This is a genomic window from Agromyces sp. NSFZ (assembly GCF_056156205.1).
On the sequence record NZ_CM149585.1, the window covers coordinates 3,107,132 to 3,126,599 of the forward strand.

General features: G+C 71.5%; 20 protein-coding genes and 1 tRNA gene. 8 read left to right on the forward strand and 13 right to left on the reverse strand.

Annotation, left to right across the window (positions count from 1 at the left end):
• Positions 1–6: 6 nt before the first annotated feature.
• Positions 7–1,554: an ABC transporter permease gene (locus tag ACVFI9_RS14720; RefSeq protein WP_474762953.1), complete on the forward strand. Its 1,548-nt coding sequence runs from the start codon at positions 7–9 to the stop codon at positions 1,552–1,554.
• A complete protein-coding gene (locus ACVFI9_RS14725) occupies positions 1,551–2,672 on the forward strand; it encodes an ABC transporter ATP-binding protein (RefSeq protein WP_474762954.1) in 1,122 nt (373 codons plus the stop codon). Before ACVFI9_RS14720 ends, ACVFI9_RS14725 begins: the two co-directional genes overlap by 4 nt.
• Here ACVFI9_RS14725 and ACVFI9_RS14730 read toward each other — a convergent pair.
• The 4 genes from ACVFI9_RS14730 to folE are packed head-to-tail and all read right to left on the reverse strand — an operon-like array spanning position 2,654 to position 6,221.
• On the reverse strand, positions 2,654–3,370 hold the full coding sequence (locus ACVFI9_RS14730) for a pyrimidine reductase family protein (protein WP_474762955.1): 717 nt from the start codon (positions 3,368–3,370) through the stop codon (positions 2,654–2,656). The two genes, ACVFI9_RS14725 and ACVFI9_RS14730, sit on opposite strands and share 19 nt — an antisense overlap.
• On the reverse strand, positions 3,367–4,221 hold the full coding sequence (folP, locus tag ACVFI9_RS14735) for a dihydropteroate synthase (RefSeq protein WP_474762956.1): 855 nt from the start codon (positions 4,219–4,221) through the stop codon (positions 3,367–3,369). Before folP ends, ACVFI9_RS14730 begins: the two co-directional genes overlap by 4 nt.
• A 37-nt stretch (positions 4,222–4,258) precedes the next feature.
• The gene (locus ACVFI9_RS14740; protein ID WP_474762957.1) at positions 4,259–5,500 is read right to left on the reverse strand and encodes an NAD(P)/FAD-dependent oxidoreductase; all 1,242 of its coding nucleotides are present in this window, start codon (positions 5,498–5,500) and stop codon (positions 4,259–4,261) included.
• Positions 5,501–5,531: 31 nt separating this feature from the next.
• Complete coding sequence (folE, locus tag ACVFI9_RS14745; protein ID WP_474762958.1) at positions 5,532–6,221, reverse strand: GTP cyclohydrolase I FolE; 690 nt, start codon at positions 6,219–6,221, stop codon at positions 5,532–5,534.
• A gap of 83 nt (positions 6,222–6,304) precedes the next feature.
• Between folE and ACVFI9_RS14750 the strand changes: the two genes are divergently transcribed.
• The 4 genes from ACVFI9_RS14750 to ACVFI9_RS14765 all read left to right on the forward strand — a co-directional run bounded on the left by ACVFI9_RS14750 (position 6,305) and on the right by ACVFI9_RS14765 (position 10,271).
• Entirely contained in the window at positions 6,305–7,018 is a 714-nt protein-coding gene (locus tag ACVFI9_RS14750) for a helix-turn-helix transcriptional regulator (RefSeq protein WP_474762959.1), read from the forward strand.
• A gap of 29 nt (positions 7,019–7,047) precedes the next feature.
• Entirely contained in the window at positions 7,048–7,740 is a 693-nt protein-coding gene (locus ACVFI9_RS14755; protein ID WP_130353365.1) for a response regulator transcription factor, read from the forward strand.
• Positions 7,741–7,771: 31 nt separating this feature from the next.
• Positions 7,772–9,625 (forward strand): sensor histidine kinase, encoded by a 1,854-nt coding sequence (locus ACVFI9_RS14760; RefSeq protein ID WP_474762960.1) that lies wholly within the window; start codon positions 7,772–7,774, stop codon positions 9,623–9,625.
• A 355-nt stretch (positions 9,626–9,980) separates the two neighbouring features.
• Positions 9,981–10,271: a WXG100 family type VII secretion target gene (locus tag ACVFI9_RS14765; RefSeq protein WP_474762961.1), complete on the forward strand. Its 291-nt coding sequence runs from the start codon at positions 9,981–9,983 to the stop codon at positions 10,269–10,271.
• Between the two features lie 41 nt (positions 10,272–10,312).
• On the opposite strand, the gene ACVFI9_RS14770 is transcribed toward ACVFI9_RS14765, so the two are convergent.
• From ACVFI9_RS14770 to ACVFI9_RS14795, 6 genes are all read right to left on the reverse strand, one after another.
• A complete protein-coding gene (locus tag ACVFI9_RS14770) occupies positions 10,313–11,512 on the reverse strand; it encodes a hypothetical protein (protein ID WP_474762962.1) in 1,200 nt (399 codons plus the stop codon).
• Positions 11,513–11,725: 213 nt separating this feature from the next.
• Positions 11,726–13,348: a chaperonin GroEL gene (groL, locus tag ACVFI9_RS14775; RefSeq protein ID WP_474762963.1), complete on the reverse strand. Its 1,623-nt coding sequence runs from the start codon at positions 13,346–13,348 to the stop codon at positions 11,726–11,728.
• Positions 13,349–13,494: 146 nt separating this feature from the next.
• Positions 13,495–14,535 carry a DUF3048 domain-containing protein gene (locus ACVFI9_RS14780; RefSeq protein ID WP_474762964.1) on the reverse strand — a complete coding sequence of 347 codons (1,041 nt, stop codon included), beginning with the start codon at positions 14,533–14,535 and terminating at the stop codon, positions 13,495–13,497.
• Positions 14,536–14,674: 139 nt separating this feature from the next.
• A complete protein-coding gene (locus ACVFI9_RS14785; RefSeq protein WP_130353371.1) occupies positions 14,675–14,875 on the reverse strand; it encodes a cold-shock protein in 201 nt (66 codons plus the stop codon).
• A 210-nt stretch (positions 14,876–15,085) separates the two neighbouring features.
• Positions 15,086–15,631, reverse strand: coding sequence for a LytR C-terminal domain-containing protein (locus ACVFI9_RS14790; RefSeq protein WP_474762965.1), 546 nt, complete (start codon positions 15,629–15,631; stop codon positions 15,086–15,088).
• Between the two features lie 27 nt (positions 15,632–15,658).
• Entirely contained in the window at positions 15,659–15,955 is a 297-nt protein-coding gene (locus ACVFI9_RS14795; RefSeq protein ID WP_474762966.1) for a DUF3263 domain-containing protein, read from the reverse strand.
• Positions 15,956–16,142: 187 nt separating this feature from the next.
• Here ACVFI9_RS14795 and msrB point away from each other — a divergent pair, with 187 nt between their 5' ends.
• A complete protein-coding gene (msrB, locus tag ACVFI9_RS14800; protein ID WP_474762967.1) occupies positions 16,143–16,544 on the forward strand; it encodes a peptide-methionine (R)-S-oxide reductase MsrB in 402 nt (133 codons plus the stop codon).
• Between the two features lie 3 nt (positions 16,545–16,547).
• Positions 16,548–17,102: a nitroreductase family protein gene (locus ACVFI9_RS14805; protein ID WP_474762968.1), complete on the forward strand. Its 555-nt coding sequence runs from the start codon at positions 16,548–16,550 to the stop codon at positions 17,100–17,102.
• Here the strand turns inward: ACVFI9_RS14805 and ACVFI9_RS14810 are convergent.
• The 3 genes from ACVFI9_RS14810 to ACVFI9_RS14820 form a co-directional block, all read right to left on the reverse strand.
• Positions 17,086–18,186, reverse strand: a complete 1,101-nt coding sequence (locus tag ACVFI9_RS14810; RefSeq protein WP_474762969.1) for a DMT family transporter — start codon at positions 18,184–18,186, stop codon at positions 17,086–17,088. The two genes, ACVFI9_RS14805 and ACVFI9_RS14810, sit on opposite strands and share 17 nt — an antisense overlap.
• A gap of 1 nt (position 18,187) precedes the next feature.
• A tRNA-Thr gene (locus ACVFI9_RS14815) sits at positions 18,188–18,260 on the reverse strand.
• Between the two features lie 97 nt (positions 18,261–18,357).
• Positions 18,358–19,293 carry a DsbA family protein gene (locus ACVFI9_RS14820; RefSeq protein ID WP_474762970.1) on the reverse strand — a complete coding sequence of 312 codons (936 nt, stop codon included), beginning with the start codon at positions 19,291–19,293 and terminating at the stop codon, positions 18,358–18,360.
• Between the last annotated feature and the right edge of the window lie 175 nt (positions 19,294–19,468).

Genomic DNA, 19,468 nt, shown 5'->3' on the forward strand with positions numbered 1-19,468 from the left:
AGACGGATGTCCCTCGCGAGCCCGCTCCGACCGCCGCGCGTGCTGCTCGCCGCGGCGGTCGCCGCGTGCGCGCTGGCAGCGATCCCGCTCGTCTACCTCTTCGTGCGCGTGGGCTCCGCGGGTCTCGAGCAGGTGCTCGAGCTGCTCAGCCGCCCGCGCGTACCCGAGCTGCTCGGCAACACCGTGCTGCTCGCGGCATCCGTCACCGCGGCCACCGTGGCGATCGGCGTGCCGAGCGCCTACGTGCTCGCCCGTGCCCGGCTTCGCGGCCGCGCCGCGTGGACCATGCTCGCGGCGCTGCCGCTCGCGGTGCCGTCGTACCTCGCGGCCTACGGCTGGCTCGCGGCGCTGCCGTGGATGCAGGGCTTCTGGGCCTCGTGGTTCGTGCTGACGCTCGTCGCGGTGCCCTACGTGACGCTTCCCGTCGCGGCCGCCCTGCGGGCCGGCACGACCGGTCTCGACGACGTCGCCCGCACGCTCGGCCGCGGGCCGATCGCGGCCTTCCGGCTCGGCACCCTTCCGCAGATCCGACCCGCGGTGCTCGCCGGCGCGCTGCTCGTGTGCCTCTACACCTTGAGCGACTTCGGCGGGGTCGCCCTGTTCCGCTTCCAGGTGCTGACCACGGCGATCCAGCAGGCGTACGGGGCGAGCTTCAACCGCGACTACGCCGCGATCCTCGCGACGACCCTGGTGCTGCTCGCGGTCGCGGTCGTGGTGGGCGAGCAGGCGGCCCGCGGTCGGGCCGCGCGGCAGTTCGGGGCCGTGACGGGGCCGGCCCGGAAGCGGCAGGTGCGTCTCGGCCGCTTGACGATCCCCGCGCTCGCGCTCCTCGTCATCCCGCCGGCGCTCGCGGTCGTGGTGCCCGTGGCGGTGCTCGTGGTCCGCCTGTTCGAGGCGCAGACGCTGCGCACCTTCGACGCCCGCGAGCTCGGAGCCGCGGTGATGAACACCGTGCTGCTGTCGGCGGGCGGCGCGATCGTGGCGATCCTGCTCGCGCTGCCCATCGGGATCCTCGCGGCCCGGTACCGCGGCCGCATCGTGCGTGCCGTCGAGACGACCGGCTACCTCGCCCTCGGCCTTCCGGGCATCGTGGTCGGACTCTCGCTCGTGTTCTTCTCGCTGGCCGTCGTGCCGGTGTTCTACCAGACGGCGTTCGTGCTCGCCTTCGCGTACGGGGTGCTGTTCATGCCCAAGGCCATCGGCGGCATCCGCAGCGCCACCGCGCAGGTGCCAACCTCGCTCGAGGACGTCTCGCGCACGCTCGGCAACGGCCGGGTGCGCACGTGGTGGTTCGTCACCGCACGGCTCGCGCGGCCCGGCATCACCGCGGCGGCGCTGCTCGTCACGGTGACGGCCATGAAGGAACTGCCCGCGACGCTCCTCCTCCGCCCGACCGGCACCGACACGCTCGCCACCGAGCTCTGGTCGCGCACGGATGTCTCCGCCTACGGCGCCGCGGCGCCCTACGCCCTCGCGCTGCTCGTGGTCGCAGCGGTGCCCGCGTTCCTCCTCTCGCGCGCACGCACGGGCGAGTTCGACGAGGTCGCGACGTGAGCCGGCTCGAGGTGCGCGACCTCGTGGTCGGCTACGACGCCGCCGACGTGCTCCACTCCGTGAACGTCGACGTGCCGCACGGCGCCCTGCTCGCCATCGTCGGCCCGAGCGGATGCGGCAAGACCACCCTGCTGCGAACCATCGCCGGCCTCGTGCGTGCGCGGGCGGGCGAGATCCGCATCGGCCAGCGCATGGTCACCACCCACGGCATCCACCTCGCGCCCGAGAAGCGGCGCATCGGCTGGGTGCCGCAGGATGCCGCGCTGTTCCCCCACCTCACCGTCGCCGAGAACGTGGCGTTCGGCCTGCCGAGCGCGCGGGGCTCCGCGCGAAGCGCCCGCCGCGCCGCACGCAACGCCGACGTGCAGCGCCTGCTCGACCTCGTGGGCCTCGGCGCACTCGGCGACCGCCTCCCCACGCAACTGTCGGGCGGTCAGGCCCAGCGCGTCGCACTCGCGCGCGCGCTCGCCTCGGCGCCCGACGTGGTACTCCTCGACGAGCCGTTCGGCGCGCTCGACCCGATCCTGCGCGCGGAGCTCCGCGGGTCGGTGCGGGAGCTCCTGCGAGAGGAAGGCGTCACCGGCATCCTCGTGACGCACGACCAGGCCGAGGCGCTGTCGATCGCCGATCTCGTCGCGGTCATGCGCGGCGGCGAGGTCCTGCAGCTCGACACGCCCGAGCAGGTGTACCGCCGGCCCGCCACGCCATGGGTGGCCGGGTTCGTCGGCGACGCGGTCTTCCTGCCGGGAACGTGGCACGGCGACGAGGTCGCCTGCACGCTGGGGCGGATCCCGGCCGACTGGGTGTCGGGCGATCCCGCCTCCGGTTCCGTGGCCGACGCACCCGTCGACGGCGCACCGGTCGAGGTGCTCGTGCGTCCCGAGGAGCTCGCACTGACGCCGTTGGACGCGAGCGGCGCGGCGGGCACCGGCACCGACGGCGGGCTCGTCGCCACCGTGGCCGACATCAGCTACACCGGACACGACGCGATGCTCACGCTCGTCGCCGACGACCTGCGGCTGCGGGCGCGAGTGACCGCGGCCGGCCTCCTGCCCGTCGGCTCCCGGGTCGCGATCCGCGTTGCGGGCCGCGTGCTGGCCTACCCGAGCCTGGCGTAGCGGAGGAGCAGCAGATCTCCCGCGGGGATCGCGTGCACCAGACGCATCCGACGGTCGGCCTCGCCCGCCCCGCGCACCATGCGGGCCGGGTCGCCGCCCACGAGCGTCGGGCTGAGGCTGAGGCACAGCTCGTCGACGAGGTCCTCATCGAGGAGCGCGCCGAACAGGTGGGGGCCGCCCTCGCAGAGCACCTGCGGCATGCCGGAGCCGGCGAGCGCGCGCAGCATCTCGCGCACGTCGACCGCGTCGGTGCCGCAGGTGATGACGTCGGCCACCTCGGCGAGCGCCTCCCGCCGGTCGGTCGGCGCGGACGCATGCGTCACGACGAGGGGCCGTTCCACGGCGCACGCGAAGAACGCGTGCTCGGGGCCGAGGTCGAGCCGCGAGGAGACCACCGCGAGCCGAGGCAGGTCGCGCAGACCGTGTGCACGGCGCCAGGCGACATCCGGGTCATCGAGTTCGACCCCGCCGTACCCTTCGACGCGCACCGTGCCGGCGCCGACGAGGACGACGTCGGCCAGCGTGCGCAGCGCGGCCATGGCGAGCCGATCGCTCGCGTCGCCGAGCGGGCCGCTGCGCCCCTCGAGCGTCACGCCGCCGTCGAGGCTCATGACGAAGTTCATGCGCACGCGCGGCGTCGCGCGGTCGTCGATGGCGTACGCCTCGAGCAGGGCGTCTCGCCCGATCGCCGCGGTCACCGGTTGTGCTCCAGGAAGACCGGCTCGCGCCACCCCTCGATCGCCTCGACCATGCGAACGGCGTCGACCGTCTCGCGCACGTTGTGCACGCGCACGATGCGCGCGCCGCGCATGACGCTGTACGCCGCCGCGGCGATCGAGCCCTCGACGCGCTGTTCGCGCGGGCGACCGAGGCTCTCGCCCACGAAGTCCTTGTTCGAGAGGGCCACGAGGGTGGGGTAGCCGAGCGCGACCACCTCGTCGAGCCGTCGGGTGAGCTCGAGCGAGTCGAGCGTGTGCTTGTTGAGATCGTGGCCGGGGTCGACGATGAGGCGGTCGGATGCCACGCCGCCGGCCTCCGCGACGGCGACCCGCTCCTGCAGGAACTCGACGACCTCGGCCACCACGTCGTCATACCGGGGCGACGGGAACGGCGTGCGCGGGGCGGCGAGGCTGTGCGTCACGACGACCGCGGCCCCGGTCGCCGCGACGACGTCGACCATGGCGGGGTCGCGCAGGCCGGTCGTGTCGTTCACGACGTGCGCGCCCGCCGCGATCGCCTCGCGGGCGACCTCGGGCTGGAACGTGTCGACCGAGACCACCGCGCCGGATCCGGCGAGCGCGGCGATGACCGGCACGACGCGCTCGAGCTCCTCGGCCACCGGGATGGGCGGCCCGGGGGCGAACTTCGCGCCGCCCACGTCGATCCAGTCGGCGCCCTCCTCGATGGCGCGATGCGCGGCGGCGACGGCGGCATCGAGGGAGTCGGTGCGCCCGCGATCGTAGAACGAGTCGGGCGTGCGGTTCACGATGGCCATGACGGCCACCTGCCGGGCGAAGTCGAACTCGCGCGGCCCGATGCTCCGGCGCATGGTGGCCGAGGCGACGCCCATCAGGAGGCCACGCCCATCAGGCGGCTCCGGCGAGTTGATCCAGCGGCACGGCAGGGTCGGCGAGGCGCGCGGGATCCACGACGACGCGCGAGCGGATGAGCCCCTGCACGGTCTCGTTCACGTCCCACACGTTGACGTTCATGCCGGCCACGACCCGGTCGTCGCGGAGCCAGAACGCGACGAACTCGCGGGCGTCGCGATCGCCGCGGAACACCGGGGTCACGTCGGCCGCGAGCACGCCGTACCCGGAGTACTCCATGCCGAGATCGTACTGGTCGGTGTAGAAGTACGGGATCTCGTCGTACTCGACACGCTCACCGGCGAGCGAGCGCCCGGCGGCCTTTCCGGCGTTCTCGGCGTTGGCCCAGTGCTCGATGCGGATCGGCCGCTGCAGCACCGGGTGGAAGACGCTCGCGACGTCGCCGACGGCGTAGACGTCGTCGGCACTCGTACGGAACGCGGCATCCGTCACCACCCCGCGGTCGACCTGGAGGCCCGCCCCCTCGGCGAGGCCGGTCTCGGGGATCGCGCCGATGCCGACCACCACCACGTCGGCAGGCACCACGTCTCCGCCCTCGAGCTCGACGCCCGTCGCCGTGCCGGCGTCGCCGCGGATGCCCGCGACGCTCGTCGACATGCGGAGGTCGACGCCGTGCTCGCGATGGAGGGCGGCGAAGACCGAGCCGGCGTCGTCGCCGATCGCCGCGTTGAGCGGCACGGTCTCGAGGCCGAGCACCGTCACGTCGTTCTCGTACCCGCGCGCCGCGGCGGCCACCTCGAGGCCGATCCAGCCGGCGCCGATGACGACGATCCGGCGGCCGCCCGGCCGGAGCGCCTCGCGAAGCGCCGCCGAGTCCTCGACGGTGCGCAAGAGGTGCACCCCGGCGAGGTCGCCGCCGGGGCCGCCGAAGCGGCGCGGTGATGCGCCGGTGGCGAGGAGCGCGCGACGGTATCGCAGGGTCGCGCCGTCGTCGAGCTCGATGGTGTGCGTCGCCGGGTCGAGTCGCGTGGCGCGTCGACCGCGGACGAGGTCGACGCGCTGGTCCGCGTACCAGGCCTCGGGGTGCACGTCGATGCTCTCGCGCTCGGCGTCACCCGCGAGGAACTCCTTCGAGAGCGGCGGTCGCGTGTAGGGCAGGGCGTGCTCGGCCGACACGATCACGAGCGGGCCGTCGTATCCCGCGTCGCGTGCCCCCTCGGCCGCTCGGGCGCCGGCGAGTCCGCCGCCGACGATGACGATCGCTTCCTGTTCGGGCATCTCATCCACCTCATTCACTGGTCGGGCCCACTCACTGGGCGCGCACTCCGCATTGCTCGAGGAACTCGCGTCGCGTGCGCTCGTCGTCGCGCACGACTCCCGTGAAGGAGCTCGTCACCGTGCGGGCGCCGCGGACCTGCACGCCGCGGAGCGACATGCAGAGGTGCTCGGCCTCGAGCACCACTCCGACGCCGAGCGGAGCGAGCTCGGCGTCGATCCATCGGGCCACCTGGTGCGTCAGTCGCTCCTGCACCTGCAGGTCGCGGGCGAACCGCTCGACGACCCGGGCGAACTTGGACAGGCCCAGGATGCGGTCACCGGGAACGTACCCGATGTGGGCGGTGCCGCTGAACGGCAGCAGGTGGTGCTCGCAGAGGGAGTCGAACGGGATGTCGGACACCACGACGAGCTCGTCGTACCCCTCGTCGTTGGGGAAGGACGTGGCCTCGAAGGGCCGGGGCGTCAGCAACTCGATGAACGAGTCGGCCACCCGGCGCGGGGTCTCGGCGAGGTGCGCCGAGCGGATGTCGCGACCGAGCGCCGTGAGCAGCTCGGCGACCGCGGCGGCGGCCCTGGCCCGATCGACGTGCATGGCGGACTCGGCGTATGCCACGACCTCGCCGGCTGTCACGAGCTCGTCGCCCGCGGCCTCGGCCGCGGCGCCGACGGCATGCAGGTGGGGCCGGGACACGCCCTGCTCGGCGAGTTCGATCGAGGTCATCTCCAACACCTTCCGTCGATTCCGACGCTATGCCGGTGTCGTTCTTTTGTCAATGATCGTTGTTTTTAGAGTAGGATCGGGTCATGGCATCCGACGACGAAGCCACCTTCGAGCGGCGCGTGAGCGCCGTCTCGGCCCTTGCCGACCCGTTGCGGCGCCGCGTCTACGACGCCGTCGCGCGCAGCGCCGAGCCACTCGGCCACGACGCGGTGGCCGCGGCGCTCGACGTTCCCCGGTCGACGGCCGCATTCCACCTCAACCGGCTCGCCGCCGAAGGACTCCTCGATGCCGAGTTCCGCCGTCTCGGCGAGCGCACCGGTCCAGGACAGGGCCGACCCGCGAAGGTGTACCGGCGCACGGACACCGACCTCGCGGTGGAGCTTCCGCGTCGCCTCTACGAGCTCGCCGGACGCATCATGGCCCGCGCCATCGCCGTCGCCGACGATGGCGACGTGCCCGTCATGGAGGCACTCCGCGCGGCGGCGACGAGCACGGGAGCCCGCATCGCCGAGGCATCCGCGAGCCTTCCCGACGCCCTCGATCACCTCGGCATGGAGCCGATCGCCGAAGGGGTCGACCTGGTGCTCGGCACGTGCCCGTTCCACGTCCTCGCGCAGGAGAACCCCGGCATCGTGTGCGCCCTCAACCAGTCCTTGGTCTGCGGCATGGCCGAGGCGGTCGGCGACGACCCCGAGCGGGTTCGGCTCGACCCCGGCGCCGGACGCTGCTGTGTCCGCATCGCACCGCGCGACTCGGCTCCGCCCGGCGACCCGGCTGTCCAAGGAGTTCCCAGCTAGGTTTCAGCCAACGCGCAGAGACTGTTCGCATGAGCGACGGACCACGCATTCTCATCGTCGACGACGAACCCAACATCCGCGACCTGCTGACCACCAGCCTGCGGTTCGCCGGGTTCGCCGTCCGCGCCGTCGGCAACGGCGCCCAGACCATCTCGGCCGTGCTCGAGGAGGAGCCCGACCTCATCATCCTCGACGTCATGCTGCCCGACATGAACGGCTTCGGCGTCACGAAGCGCCTGCGCTCGGCGGGTTACACCGCCCCCATCCTGTTCCTCACGGCGAAAGACGACACGGAAGACAAGATCACGGGCCTCACCGTGGGCGGCGACGACTACGTGACCAAGCCGTTCAGCCTCGACGAGATCGTGGCGCGCATCAAGGCCATCCTCCGGCGCACGATGCACGCCGAGGAGGACGCCGTCATCCGCACCGGCGAACTCACGATGGACCAGGACACGCACGAGGTGCTCGTCGGCGACGTGCCCGTCGAGCTCTCCCCCACCGAGTTCAAGCTCCTGCGCTACCTCATGCTGAACCCCAACCGGGTGCTCTCGAAGGCGCAGATCCTCGACCACGTGTGGGAGTACGACTTCAACGGCGACGCGGGCATCGTCGAGAGCTACATCTCGTACCTCCGCCGCAAGCTCGACCAGCACTCGACCGAGCCGCTCATCCAGACCAAGCGCGGATTCGGGTACATGCTGAAGTCCTCGAAGCCCTGACTCAGGCTTCACCGCCTAGACTCGGGCCGCGATGCATCAGACGATTTCGGAGCGGTGGAACCGCATCTCACTGCGCACCAAGATCACCGGGGTGACGGTGCTGATGCTCACGCTCGGACTCCTCGTCTCGGGCATCGGCACCGCGGCGATGCTCCGCTCCTACGTCGAGGAGCAGATGGCCTCCAAGCTCGAGGCACTCGCGACCGGAGACCTCGCCAAGTACTTCGAGCCGGGCGACACGCGATCGGAAGACCTCTACGGGCGCGACTTCAGCGATTCCGAGGACGTCTTCGTGGCGGTGTACCGGCCGTCGGGCGAATACGTCGGCAACAACTGGGCGAACAGCGACCACGACACGCCCCAGATCCCCGAGACGCTGACGCAGGCCGAGGTCACGGACCTCAACCCGGGCGAGTTCACCGTCATCCAGCTCAAGGACTCGAAGGGCGCGCGCACCTACCGTGCGGTGACCGCGCTCATGCAGGCCGACAACCAGGGCAACTACGCGCCCATCATCATCGCGATCTCCTCGAAGGACACCGAGCGCCTCCTCGCGGTCTACCTCACGATCTTCCTCGGCTTCGGCCTCGGCGTCGTGCTCGTGGGCGCCCTGCTCACCCGCATGCTCGTGACCACGACGTTCGCCCCGCTCCGCGAGGTCGAACGCACCGCGGCCGCCATCGCCGACGGCGACTTCAGCCAGCGCCTCGGCGGCGCCACCCCGAACACCGAGGTCGGCCGGCTCAACCGATCGCTCAACACCATGCTCAACCGCATCGACCGTGCGTTCCGCGACCGCGCCCGCACGATCGAGCAGATGCGCCGGTTCGTCGGCGACGCGTCGCACGAGCTGCGCACCCCGCTCGTGTCGGTGCGCGGGTACGCCGAGCTCTACCGCATGGGCGCACTGCAGACGCCCGATGAGGTCGGCCAGGCCATGGACCGCATCGAGAAGGAGGCCATCCGCATGGGCGGCCTCGTCGAGGACCTCCTGGCCCTCGCCCGACTCGACGAGGCGAAGCCGCTCGAGCTCGCCCAGGTCGACCTGGTGCCGCTCGCGCGCGACGCCGCGCTCGACGCCATGGCCGCCCACCCCGGTCGCCTCGTCACCGTCATCGCCCCCGAGGAGACCGGTGAGCCGGATGCCGCGGGCGAACCGCCGACCGAGGTCGTCGTCGAACTCGAACCCGAGCGCCCGGTGACCGGGGCGATGTCGTTCGCCGGCGCGACGCTGGCTCGTCTCCGCGGCCGCCGCCATCGCGGCGAGGGCGCCGGCGGCGGCCGACGAGGATCGGGCCATCGGGCGGGCGCCGGGGCATCCGGTGCCTCGTCGCGGCGATCGGGCGGCTCCAGGTCGCGCGGCGCCGCCGTCGAGTCCGGCGTCGCGACCGTGGCCGACACGTCGACGCCGGGCGCGACGCCGGGCGCGACGTCGGGCGATGCCGCGCGCCGCCCCGGCGCGGCCTCCGGGGCCATCGTGCCGGTGCGTCGCGCGGTGGTGCTCGCCGAGGAGAACAAGATCCGCCAGGTCCTCACGAACCTGATGGCCAACGCGATCCGGTTCACCACCGACGGCAGCCCCATCGAGATCCGGGTCTCGGTCGATGACCCCGCCGAACGCGCCATGATCGAGGTCATCGACCACGGCGAGGGCATCGCGCCCCAGATCCGCGAGAAGATCTTCCAGCGGTTCTGGCGCGCCGACACCTCGCGCACGCGCGAGACCGGCGGATCCGGCCTGGGCCTCGCGATCGTGTCGTCGATCGTGGCGGCGCACAACGGCACGGTCGACGTCGTCGAGACGCCAGGCGGAGGCGCGACGTTCCGGGTGTCGCTGCCGCTCGCGGGGTCGACGGCGGCCCCGCAGCCGGTCACCCAGGGCTGACGCACCGCTGTCGCCCGCTGCCGCGGGTAAGGCCGATGTCCACAATTCAGGAACCGGCGCTCGGCAGCGGCATCCGCACACGCCGGAATTCAGGGATGCTGCGGCCCACGACATCACCAGTGCGGTAGAAATGCCTGCTGCCCACGCGACGAGCGCGACAGTCTCCTGAATTCTGAACGCGCCTGGCGGGAGCGGCTCCTGAATTCTGGCCGATGCACGCGCTCAGCTGGTCACTCCACTCCCCCTCCCCAAGCGGCCAGTCTCCGGACGCCGCACCCGCATGCCTTGCGGCACAGCCGCCGGCTCGGCGCCCGCCCATACCGTGGCAGGCATCAGCCGAGCGAAGGGAAGCTCCATGACCACGTACCACGTCGACGCCGCACAGGTGTCCGCCACCACCCAGGCCGTGCAGGGCACGATCGGCCGCATCCAAGCGGAGGTGGCCTCGCTCCTCGGGCAACTGACCGGGCTGCAGTCCTCCTGGTCCGGCCAGGCCGCGACCGCGTTCCAGGGCGCCGTCAGCGACTGGCGAGCAACGCAGCTGCAGGTGGAGCAGAGCCTCGCCAACCTCAATCGCGCGCTGGGGCTCGCCGCGACGCAGTACGCCGACGCCGAGCAGGCGAACGCGCGACTGTTCCTGCGCTGAGCGCGTGATCCGTCCCGCCGCCGCCGCGGCGTGGCCGACGCTTACGACGCGGCAGCCGTGGGCGGCGCGGCAGCGGAGACGTTCGCGACGATCGCCTCCGCGAGCGGCACGATCGCCGATCGGGCGGCGTCGTAATCGAGATCGGGCGGAAAGCCGTCGTCGTTCTCGGGGACGGGCGGGAAGTCGATGCGCACCCAATCGCCCGCCACCCGTAGATCGAGCCGGCAGTGGTCCGCCGCGTCCTCGCATCGCAGCGTCGCATCCCCTGCGGGCAGGCCGCTGATCATCGGCTCGTCTGCGCCCGCGGCGAGCCACGCGTCACGGTACCGATCGAAGCCCCATGCCCCACCTGGTAGCACGCGCACCGAGCCGTAGCCGCCCTCGCGATCCCCGAAGGCGAGCGAGCATCGCTTCGCGCCGGTCTGATCGGTGGCGTAGAAGTACTGGGAGACTCGGGGACCGTCCCAGGCGAGCCCGACGCGGATCCCGACCATGCCCGTGATCTCCTCGGCCTGTTCGCTCGGCAAGACGTTCTCGCACTCGGTGACGCCCGACGTGGCCGGCGCGATCCATCGCGGACCGGGACGCAGCGGTTGCAGCTGCTCGACCATCGGGTCCGTCACACGACGGAACCCGTCGAGCAGTGCTGCGTCGGTGCCGGGGTCCGCGACGATGCCGCTCACCGTGAATTCGACCCACGTTTCGCCGATCACACCGAAGAGCTCGCAGAAGCCCCGGTACTCTGCGGTCGAGGGGGCACCGCAGCGCGGCCCCTGGACGTGGTCGCCATACGTCGGATCCGCCATCCGGTACATCTCAACGTACTCGGCCGCCTGCTCGAGCCCTTCGGGCAGCAGACGCAGGGCCACGGTCTGCGCGGCGGGATCCGGACCGGTCCAGTACGATCCGGCAAGCCCGTTCGTCCACCCGCACTCGAGACCACCCAGTTGCAGCACGGATGCCTCGTCGGGGTTCGACGCCGACCGCGGCACCGGCGACAATGTCGCTCCGGGGGTTCCCACGAGCGCCTGCAGTGCTCCGAGGTCGACGAGGCGCTCGCAGTCGGCGTCGATGCGGGGTTGAGGACCCGGGTCGGCCGCCGGCTCCGACGGACTCGGCGATACGGGGTGCGGGGTGTCGGACGGGGTGGCGCTCGGGCCTGCACATCCGCTGAGCGCGACCATGATCACGAGAGGCAACGCGAGCAGGGTCGCCTGGAACGCAGCGCGGTTCGGGGGCACATCGAGAACCATACCGGCGATCCGCCGCCGCCCTGACCGCGCTGCCGCCCGCCTGCCCCGCTGCGCCAGTCGCACGTCGCGCGCGCCATCAGTGGTGGCGCAGCGGGCGCAGAAGTGGCGCTGAGGCGTGTCGGGAGCGGCGGAGCTCGCGCACGCATCGACGACGAAGGGCGCCTCCCGGAGGAGGCGCCCTTCGCGCGTGGTGAGGTGGGACTAGAAGTCCATACCGCCGCCCATGTCGCCGCCGGCCGGAGCCGCGACCTTCTCGGGCTTGTCGGCGACGACGGCCTCGGTCGTGAGGAAGAGGCCGGCGATCGACGCGGCGTTCTGCAGCGCCGAACGCGTGACCTTCGCCGGGTCGATGATGCCCTGGGCGATGAGGTCGCCGTACTCGCCGGTCGCGGCGTTGAGGCCGTGGCCCGCGGGGAGCTCGGACACCTTGTTCGCGACGACGCCCGGCTCGAGGCCCGCGTTGAGGGCGATCTGCTTGAGCGGCGCCTCGATGGCGACCTTCACGATGTTGGCGCCGGTCGCCTCGTCGCCCGAGAGCTCGAGGGTCGCGAACGCCTTCGCACCGGCCTGGATGAGGGCGACGCCACCACCGGCGACGATGCCCTCCTCGACGGCGGCCTTCGCGTTGCGAACGGCGTCCTCGATGCGGTGCTTGCGCTCCTTGAGCTCGACCTCGGTGGCCGCACCCGCCTTGATGACGGCGACGCCGCCGGCGAGCTTGGCGAGGCGCTCCTGGAGCTTCTCACGGTCGTAGTCCGAGTCGGTGTTCTCGATCTCGGCACGGATCTGCGCGACGCGACCGGCGATGGCCTCGGGGTCGCCCGCGCCCTCGACGATGGTCGTCTCGTCCTTGGTGATGACGACCTTGCGAGCCTGGCCGAGCAGGTCGAGGGTGACGTTCTCGAGCTTGAGGCCGACCTCCTCGGAGATGACCTGGCCGCCGGTGAGGATCGCGATGTCCTGCAGCTGCGCCTTGCGACGGTCGCCGAAGCCGGGAGCCTTGACGGCGACCGACTTGAAGATGCCGCGGATCTTGTTGACGATGAGCGTCGCGAGCGCCTCGCCGTCGACGTCCTCGGCGATGATCAGGAGTTGCTTGCCCGTCTGGATCACCTTGTCGACGATGGGGAGCAGGTCCTTGATGTTCGAGACCTTGGAGTTGACGATGAGGATGTACGGGTCCTCGAAGACCGCCTCCTGGCGCTCGGGGTCCGTGACGAAGTACGCCGACAGGTAGCCCTTGTCGAAGCGCATGCCCTCGGTGAGCTCGAGCTCGGTGCCGAAGGTGTTCGACTCCTCGACGGTGACGACGCCCTCCTTGCCGACCTTGTCGATCGCCTCGGCGATGATCGCACCGATCTGCTCGTCGGCAGCGGAGATCGAAGCGGTCGCGGCGATCTCCTCCTTGGTCTCGATCTCCTTGGCGGCCGAGAGCAGCTCCGCCGAGACGGCCGAGACGGCCTTCTCGATGCCGCGCTTCAGCGAGATGGGGTCGGCGCCGGCGGCGACGTTGCGGAGGCCCTCGCGCACGAGCGCCTGGGCGAGCACGACCGACGTGGTGGTGCCGTCACCGGCGACGTCGTCGGTCTTCTTCGCGACCTCCTTGACGAGCTCCGCGCCGATCTTCTCGTACGGGTCGTCGAGCTCGATCTCCTTGGCGATCGAGACGCCGTCGTTCGTGATCGTGGGGGCGCCCCACTTCTTCTCGAGCACGACGTTGCGACCGCGCGGGCCGAGGGTCACCTTCACGGCGTCGGCGAGCTGGTTGAGGCCACGCTCGAGGCCGCGGCGGGCCTCCTCGTCGAAAGCAATGATCTTTGCCATGTGTGTTTCTCGTCCTTTCCCGGACGTCTTCAAAGATTCGTTGGTTTAGCACTCAAAACGAGTGAGTGCTAAGACGATTCTGGCACTCTACCGGCACGAGTGCAAGCGAGGTCGGATGCCCCAGCACCGCGCCGCCGCCGACCGCGTCAGGGACCGAACGCGACCGCGCCCTCGTTCGGCACGAGCTCCACCCACGTGTTGCCCGGGGCGAGGCGCAGCACGCTGCCGTCGTCGGCGGTGAGCGCGAGGGGCGATGCCTCGGCGTCCTTCGACCACGTGCCGTGCGCCGTCCTCCCGGCCACCGAGACCCACGCCTCACCCGAGCCGACCAGGACCGTGAGCGGCACCTCCCCGAACGGCCACACGATACCGACGCGCAGGGTGACCAGGTTCGTCGCGCGCACACGCTCGCCCGATGCCTCGAGGTCTGGTTCGCCCTCCTGCGATCGAAGCCACCCGGACGTGCCCGGGTCGAAGTCCCACGACCGCGACCCACCCTCCGAGAACGTGAGCTCCACGTGCGCCGTCGAGACCGCCGCCGATGCAGGCGAGGCGAGCGGGTCGGCGCTTCCGTAGGCGAACTGCACGGGCGGCGGCGGCAGGGCGGCGTTGCGGTCGATCGCCTCCATCGCGTCGAGGATCACGTCATGCGGTCCGGGCCGGTCGTCGGCCCGCTCGAAAAGCCCCGTGTCGTCCTCGTCGAACACGAGGTTCACGAGGGACGTCGACTTCATGAGGTCGACGAAGTACTCCTGACCGCCCGAATAGGCGATGACGCCGCCGAGCGGCGAGGCGATGGCCGGATCCATCGGCCGGATGGATCGCACCGGACCCACGGCCTCCGGCACGTCCGAATGCCAGACCGCGAGGTAGCGCGTCAGGCCGCCCTCCACCAGTTCCTCGAACACGATGTCGCTGCGGTTCAGGGCGATCTGCGGCCGCGCATCGGGGTGGTTGTCGATCTTCACGGCGAGTGACGGATGCCGCAGTCCCGCCGTATCCGCGGGCGTGCCGCGCAACGGCGCGAACGCCATCGCTGCCGGGGCCCCGTCGCCGACGGGCCGCGTCGGCTTCGGCGACGGCAGGAGATCGACCGGCGCCTCCGCGCAGGCGGACAGCAGCAATGCGGATGCCACGACCGCAAGCGGCACCCCCCACGCACGAGCCGATCCGGCCCTGCCCCCCATGGCGTCATGGTACGACGCGATTCGCGCGCGCGCCATCGGCGCGCCGTCGGGGCATCCGATCGCCTCAGGTGTCGGCGCATGGTGGACCGAACGGCGAACGCGCCGCCGGCGTACCGGAGACCCGCTCGAGCACGCGGGCTCAGGCGGGCCGGACGGCCTCCGCCTGCGGACCCTTCGAACCGGTGCCGACCTCGAAGACGACCTGCTGGCCCTCTTCGAGCACCTTGTATCCCGCCATGTCGATGGCGGAGTAGTGGACGAACACGTCCTGGCCGCCATCGACCGTGATGAACCCGTAACCCTTTTCAGCGTTGAACCACTTGACGGTTCCGTTCGCCATGCGTTGCTCCCATGTTGCCGTTGTGCAGATCAGCACGTGCCTGTCGCCTGTACCGGGCCCCCTCGGATCGTGCTGACGGGGCACCGGGGACGGCGCCGGGCGTTCCGCACGGGATCGAGCGACCAACCCCCAGATAACAACGACGCGTTGCTGCGGCACAAGAGCGAGAACGCACGAAATGGTCGCAGAATGGCAACGATTCGGCGACGATCAACCGCCGGTGGCCGCCGCGTAGTCGGAACCCACCACGAGAACGAGTGGCGTGCCGATCTGCGCGAACTGCTCGGAGAGCCGCACGTCGGCCTCGGCCACCGCCTGCGCCACGCCGCGGGCCGCACCCTCGAGCTCGGGCGTCGCGTAGTAGACCACGGTCTCGGTGAGGTCGCTGGTGCTCGCATTGGCGGTCGTGCCCACCGGGATGCCGGAGGCCGTGAGCGTCTCGCCCGCGCGCGCCGCCAGCCCGGAGGTCGTCGTGCCGTTGAGCACCGTCACCGGGATGTCGGGCGCGATGGTCGGGGTCGCCGCGACCGGGGTGGGTGTCGGGGTCGCCGCCGCGCCGGTGTCGCCGAAGTCCAGGCGGTCGTTCAGCACGATCACCGATCCGATGCCGATCGCCACGAGCACGACCGTGGCCAGTGCCGCCCACCCGAACGCGATCCAGCGCGCGCCGCGTCGAACGGGTGCCCGGTGCGCGCCGACCCGTTCGATGCCGTGCGGAATGGAATCGAATCGGTCGCGGGGGAACTTCTGCGCCATAGGTCCAGTCGGGGGTCGGGGCCGCGCTCAGTCGAGCGCTCGGCCGATCGAGAGGGAGCGACGCGCGCGCGTCGCCGCACGCGCCTCGCGCATCCGCTGCAAGCGCTTGACCAGCATGGGATCGAAGCGGAGGGCTGCAGGGGAATCGATGAGTTCGCCGAGGATCCGATAGTACCGGGCGGCGGAGATGCCGAACTCGTCGCGGATGGCCTCGGCCTTCAGACCCGGATGCTGCCACGCCTTCGCCTCGAACTCGAGGATGTGCACCGCACGCTCGTCGAGGGCGCTGTCGTCGTCGCGGGCGGGCATCGGCTCGGCGCTCATGCATCCTCCCGTCTGCGGCGGGTCTCCGCCTGCAGCACATCCTAGGGACTCGAAGCCATGAGCAAGCCGAGCGTCGCGGCGTGTGCGACGTCATGGAACAGCGGCATGGCGTCACACGTTGCATGCAGAGGGTGAAGACCTGCGACCATGGTGGGACACCACGGCGGACGGAAGGGAAGGAGCGCTCATGGCGTATCGCGTGAACAAGACCGACGAGGAATGGCGCGCCGAACTCGAGCCCGAGCAGTACGCCGTGCTCCGCGAGGCGGCGACCGAGCGCCCGTGGTCCGGGGAGCTCCTCGACGAGGAGCGCGCCGGCGTCTACACCTGCGCCGCCTGCGACGCCGAGCTGTTCAAGAGCGGCACGAAGTTCGACTCGGGGTGCGGGTGGCCGAGCTTCTACGAGTCGGTGCGACCCGAGGCCGTGGAGCTCATCGAGGACACGTCGCTCGGCATGGTGCGCACCGAGGTGCGATGCGCCGCGTGCGGCTCCCACCTCGGCCACGTCTTCCCCGACGGCTTCGGCACCCCGACGGGCGACCGGTACTGCATGAACTCGCTCGCGCTCGGGTTCAACGCGGAGTCCTGACGGGTGGGCTCGGCGCTCCAGGCGGCGCTCGCACGGCGATCGTCGCCGAAGGTGACGGATGCCGCGCCCGACGACCAGACGCTCATGGCCCTCCTCGAGGGTGCTGCGCGCGTGGCCGACCACGCCTCGCTCCGCCCCTGGCGCCTGATCGCGCTCCGGGGACCGGCCCGTGAGCGCCTCGGACACGCGCTCGCCCGCGCCGCCGGCGCCGAAGGCGACGCCGCGGCGAAGCTGGCGGCGAAGCCGCTCCGGGCGCCGCTCCTGATCGCGGTGGTCGCGGTGGTCACGCCGGGGCATCCGAAGGTCCCCGAATGGGAGCAGGAGGCCTCCGCGGCCGGCGTCGCGCACGTGCTCAGCCTGCTCCTCGATGAGGCCGGGTGGGGCGTGATGTGGCGCTCGGGCCCGCACACGCGGCATCCGCTCGTCGCCGAGATGCACGGGCTGGCGCCGAATGAGCGACTGCTGGGCTGGCTCTACGTCGGCGGGACGCCCGTCGGGGGCCGCGGGGAACGCCGAGCCGAGCACGTCGCGGCGTCGCGTCTCATGACGCTCGACTGACCCCCGCGCCACCGGAGCTTCCACGCGGCTCCGGCGCCGCGTGCATGTGGCGCGACCAGCGCACGCTCGCGATCACGACCGCGACGAGGGCGAGCGCCGTGCCGCCGATCGTCGCCACATCGACGCCGCGCCCGGCGGTCGGCACCAGCAGGTCCAGCGAGAGGGCGGCGGCGAGCTGGCCGGCCACGCCGCAGAGCGCGAGCACGAGGACCCCCACGATGCGCACGAGCACGGCCTGACCGGCGATGAAGATGCATCCGATCGCCCCGCCCGTGTACAACCACGCGTCGCCCGGCAGGGCGTCGGGCCAGCCCGCCGAGAGCGCGTGCACGAGCATCGCCACGACCAGGGCGGCGCTGCCCACCGCGAAGTTGACGACGGTCGCCGTGAGCGCGCTCGACGCCACGCCACGCACCCGGCCGTTGACGGCCTGCTGCCAGGCCCCGCCGATCCCCGCGAGGAAGGGCAGGAACATGACGAGTGCCGGCACGTCGCGCTCGAGCTGTGCCCAGACCGCCCAGACGATCGCCGCGAGCGCGAGCACGGCGCCGGCCACCCGGGTCACCGTCACGGGCCGCCGCCCGCCCGGCCCGAGTCCGACGAGATCGAACACGATGCCGCCGAGCGTCTGGCCTGCCACGATCGCCACGGTGAAGAGGGCGACGCCGACCACGCCCACCGAGAACCCCTGCGTGAGCACGAACCACGCGCCGGCGAGGCCGCCGAGCAGCATCCACCAGGGCAGCGTGCGATCCCGGAGGCCCACCGAGATGGAGGCCAGCCCGCGTCGCCCCGGCCGCCACACCGCGAGCGCGACGAGCAGGATCGCGAGTCCGCTGCCGAACGAGATGACCGCCGCTGTGTACGCATCGTCGATGGCGGCGGCGAGCTCGCCGTTGATCCGCGATTGCAGGGCGGTGAGCGCACCGCACCCGAGGGCGAAGACGATGGCGAGCCACATCGGCAACCGGGACGCCTCCGCGTGGGCGTGACGATGCGGCGACGCGGCACCCGGAGCGGACGCCTCGCCCTGGTGCACCGGGTTCGCCGCGGCCGCGGCATCCGTCTCGCGGTGCTCAGTCAAGAGCCGGCTGCGGGACTCGAACCCGCAACCACCGCTTTACAAGAGCGGTGCGCTACCAATTGCGCCAAGCCGGCCTGAGGTGTCGACCTCTGGGTCGACCTCGCGAACATCCTACCGACCCGACGAAGACCCGGCGATCGGCGCCGGGTCTTCGTCATCGATCGGATGCCGCTACTGCGCGGGCGGCGTCGGCGTCGGGGTCGGGGTCGGCGTCGACGAGTCGTTGAAGGTCGCGCTCGTGGCCTGCAGGACGAACGACTGGAACTCAGCCGGGTCGTCGAGCGAGCCGGCGTACTGCTGACCGTTCACGAGCACGGTCGGCGTGCCGGTGATCGACGGCAGGTCGGAGTTCGGCACCGGCTGGGTCAGCGCGCGGTTCGTGGCATCCTGCACCCAGGCCTTGAACTGCACGTCGTCGATGCACTTCTCCACTTCGGCCCGGTCGGACACTCCGGCTTCACCGGCGAGCTCTTTGAGCTCGTCGTTGGTGAGTCCTGCCGTGCCCTCTTCAGGTTGGTTCTGGAACAGGAGCGCGTTGAAGTCGAAGAACGAGTCGGGCGAGGTGTCGGCGACGCATGCGGCCGCGTTCGCGGCACGAAGCGAGTACTGCGTGCCCGCGGACTTGTTCGTGAGGATCGCCACCGGGTGCACCTCGAGCGTCGCCGCGCCCTCCTCGACCATGGTGCGGATCGACTCGGAATTCGTCGCCTCGAACTGACCGCAGAACGGGCACAGGTAGTCGACGTAGATCACGATGTTCGCCACCGTGCCGCTGTCGTCGGGCTCGGTCGGCGTCGGGGACTCGTTCGCGGCGAGCGCCGCCGTCTCGACCGCCGTGATGCCGCCGTCCTCCGACGCCGTCAGAAGGATGCCGTCGCTCGCCATGTTCCGGGGACCGGGACCCTCGGGGCGGGTGCTCTGCACGATGAGCGTCACGACGATCGCCGCGATCGCGAGCACCGCCACGATGACCCCGCCCTGGATCAGGTACTTCTTGCGGCGTTCCCGCTTCTTCTGCTCCTCGCGCAGGATGCGGGCCTTCTCGCGTGCCGCCTCCCGACGCTCATTGCGGGAGGGGCGTGGCTGGTTCGAACCGCCGTAGGTCATCGATGGTCACTCCGGTCGCTGTGTGGGCGCGCGCGTATGCACACGAACGCACCCACGATAGTAGGAAGCGTGTCTGGGAATCACCCAAGGCGAGGCCGTGTGCGTCCTGCGACGGGCATGTGAGTCCATTGCGTCGTGTGGTCGCTCACGTGCGTGGCATACTGAGGGGGCGTCG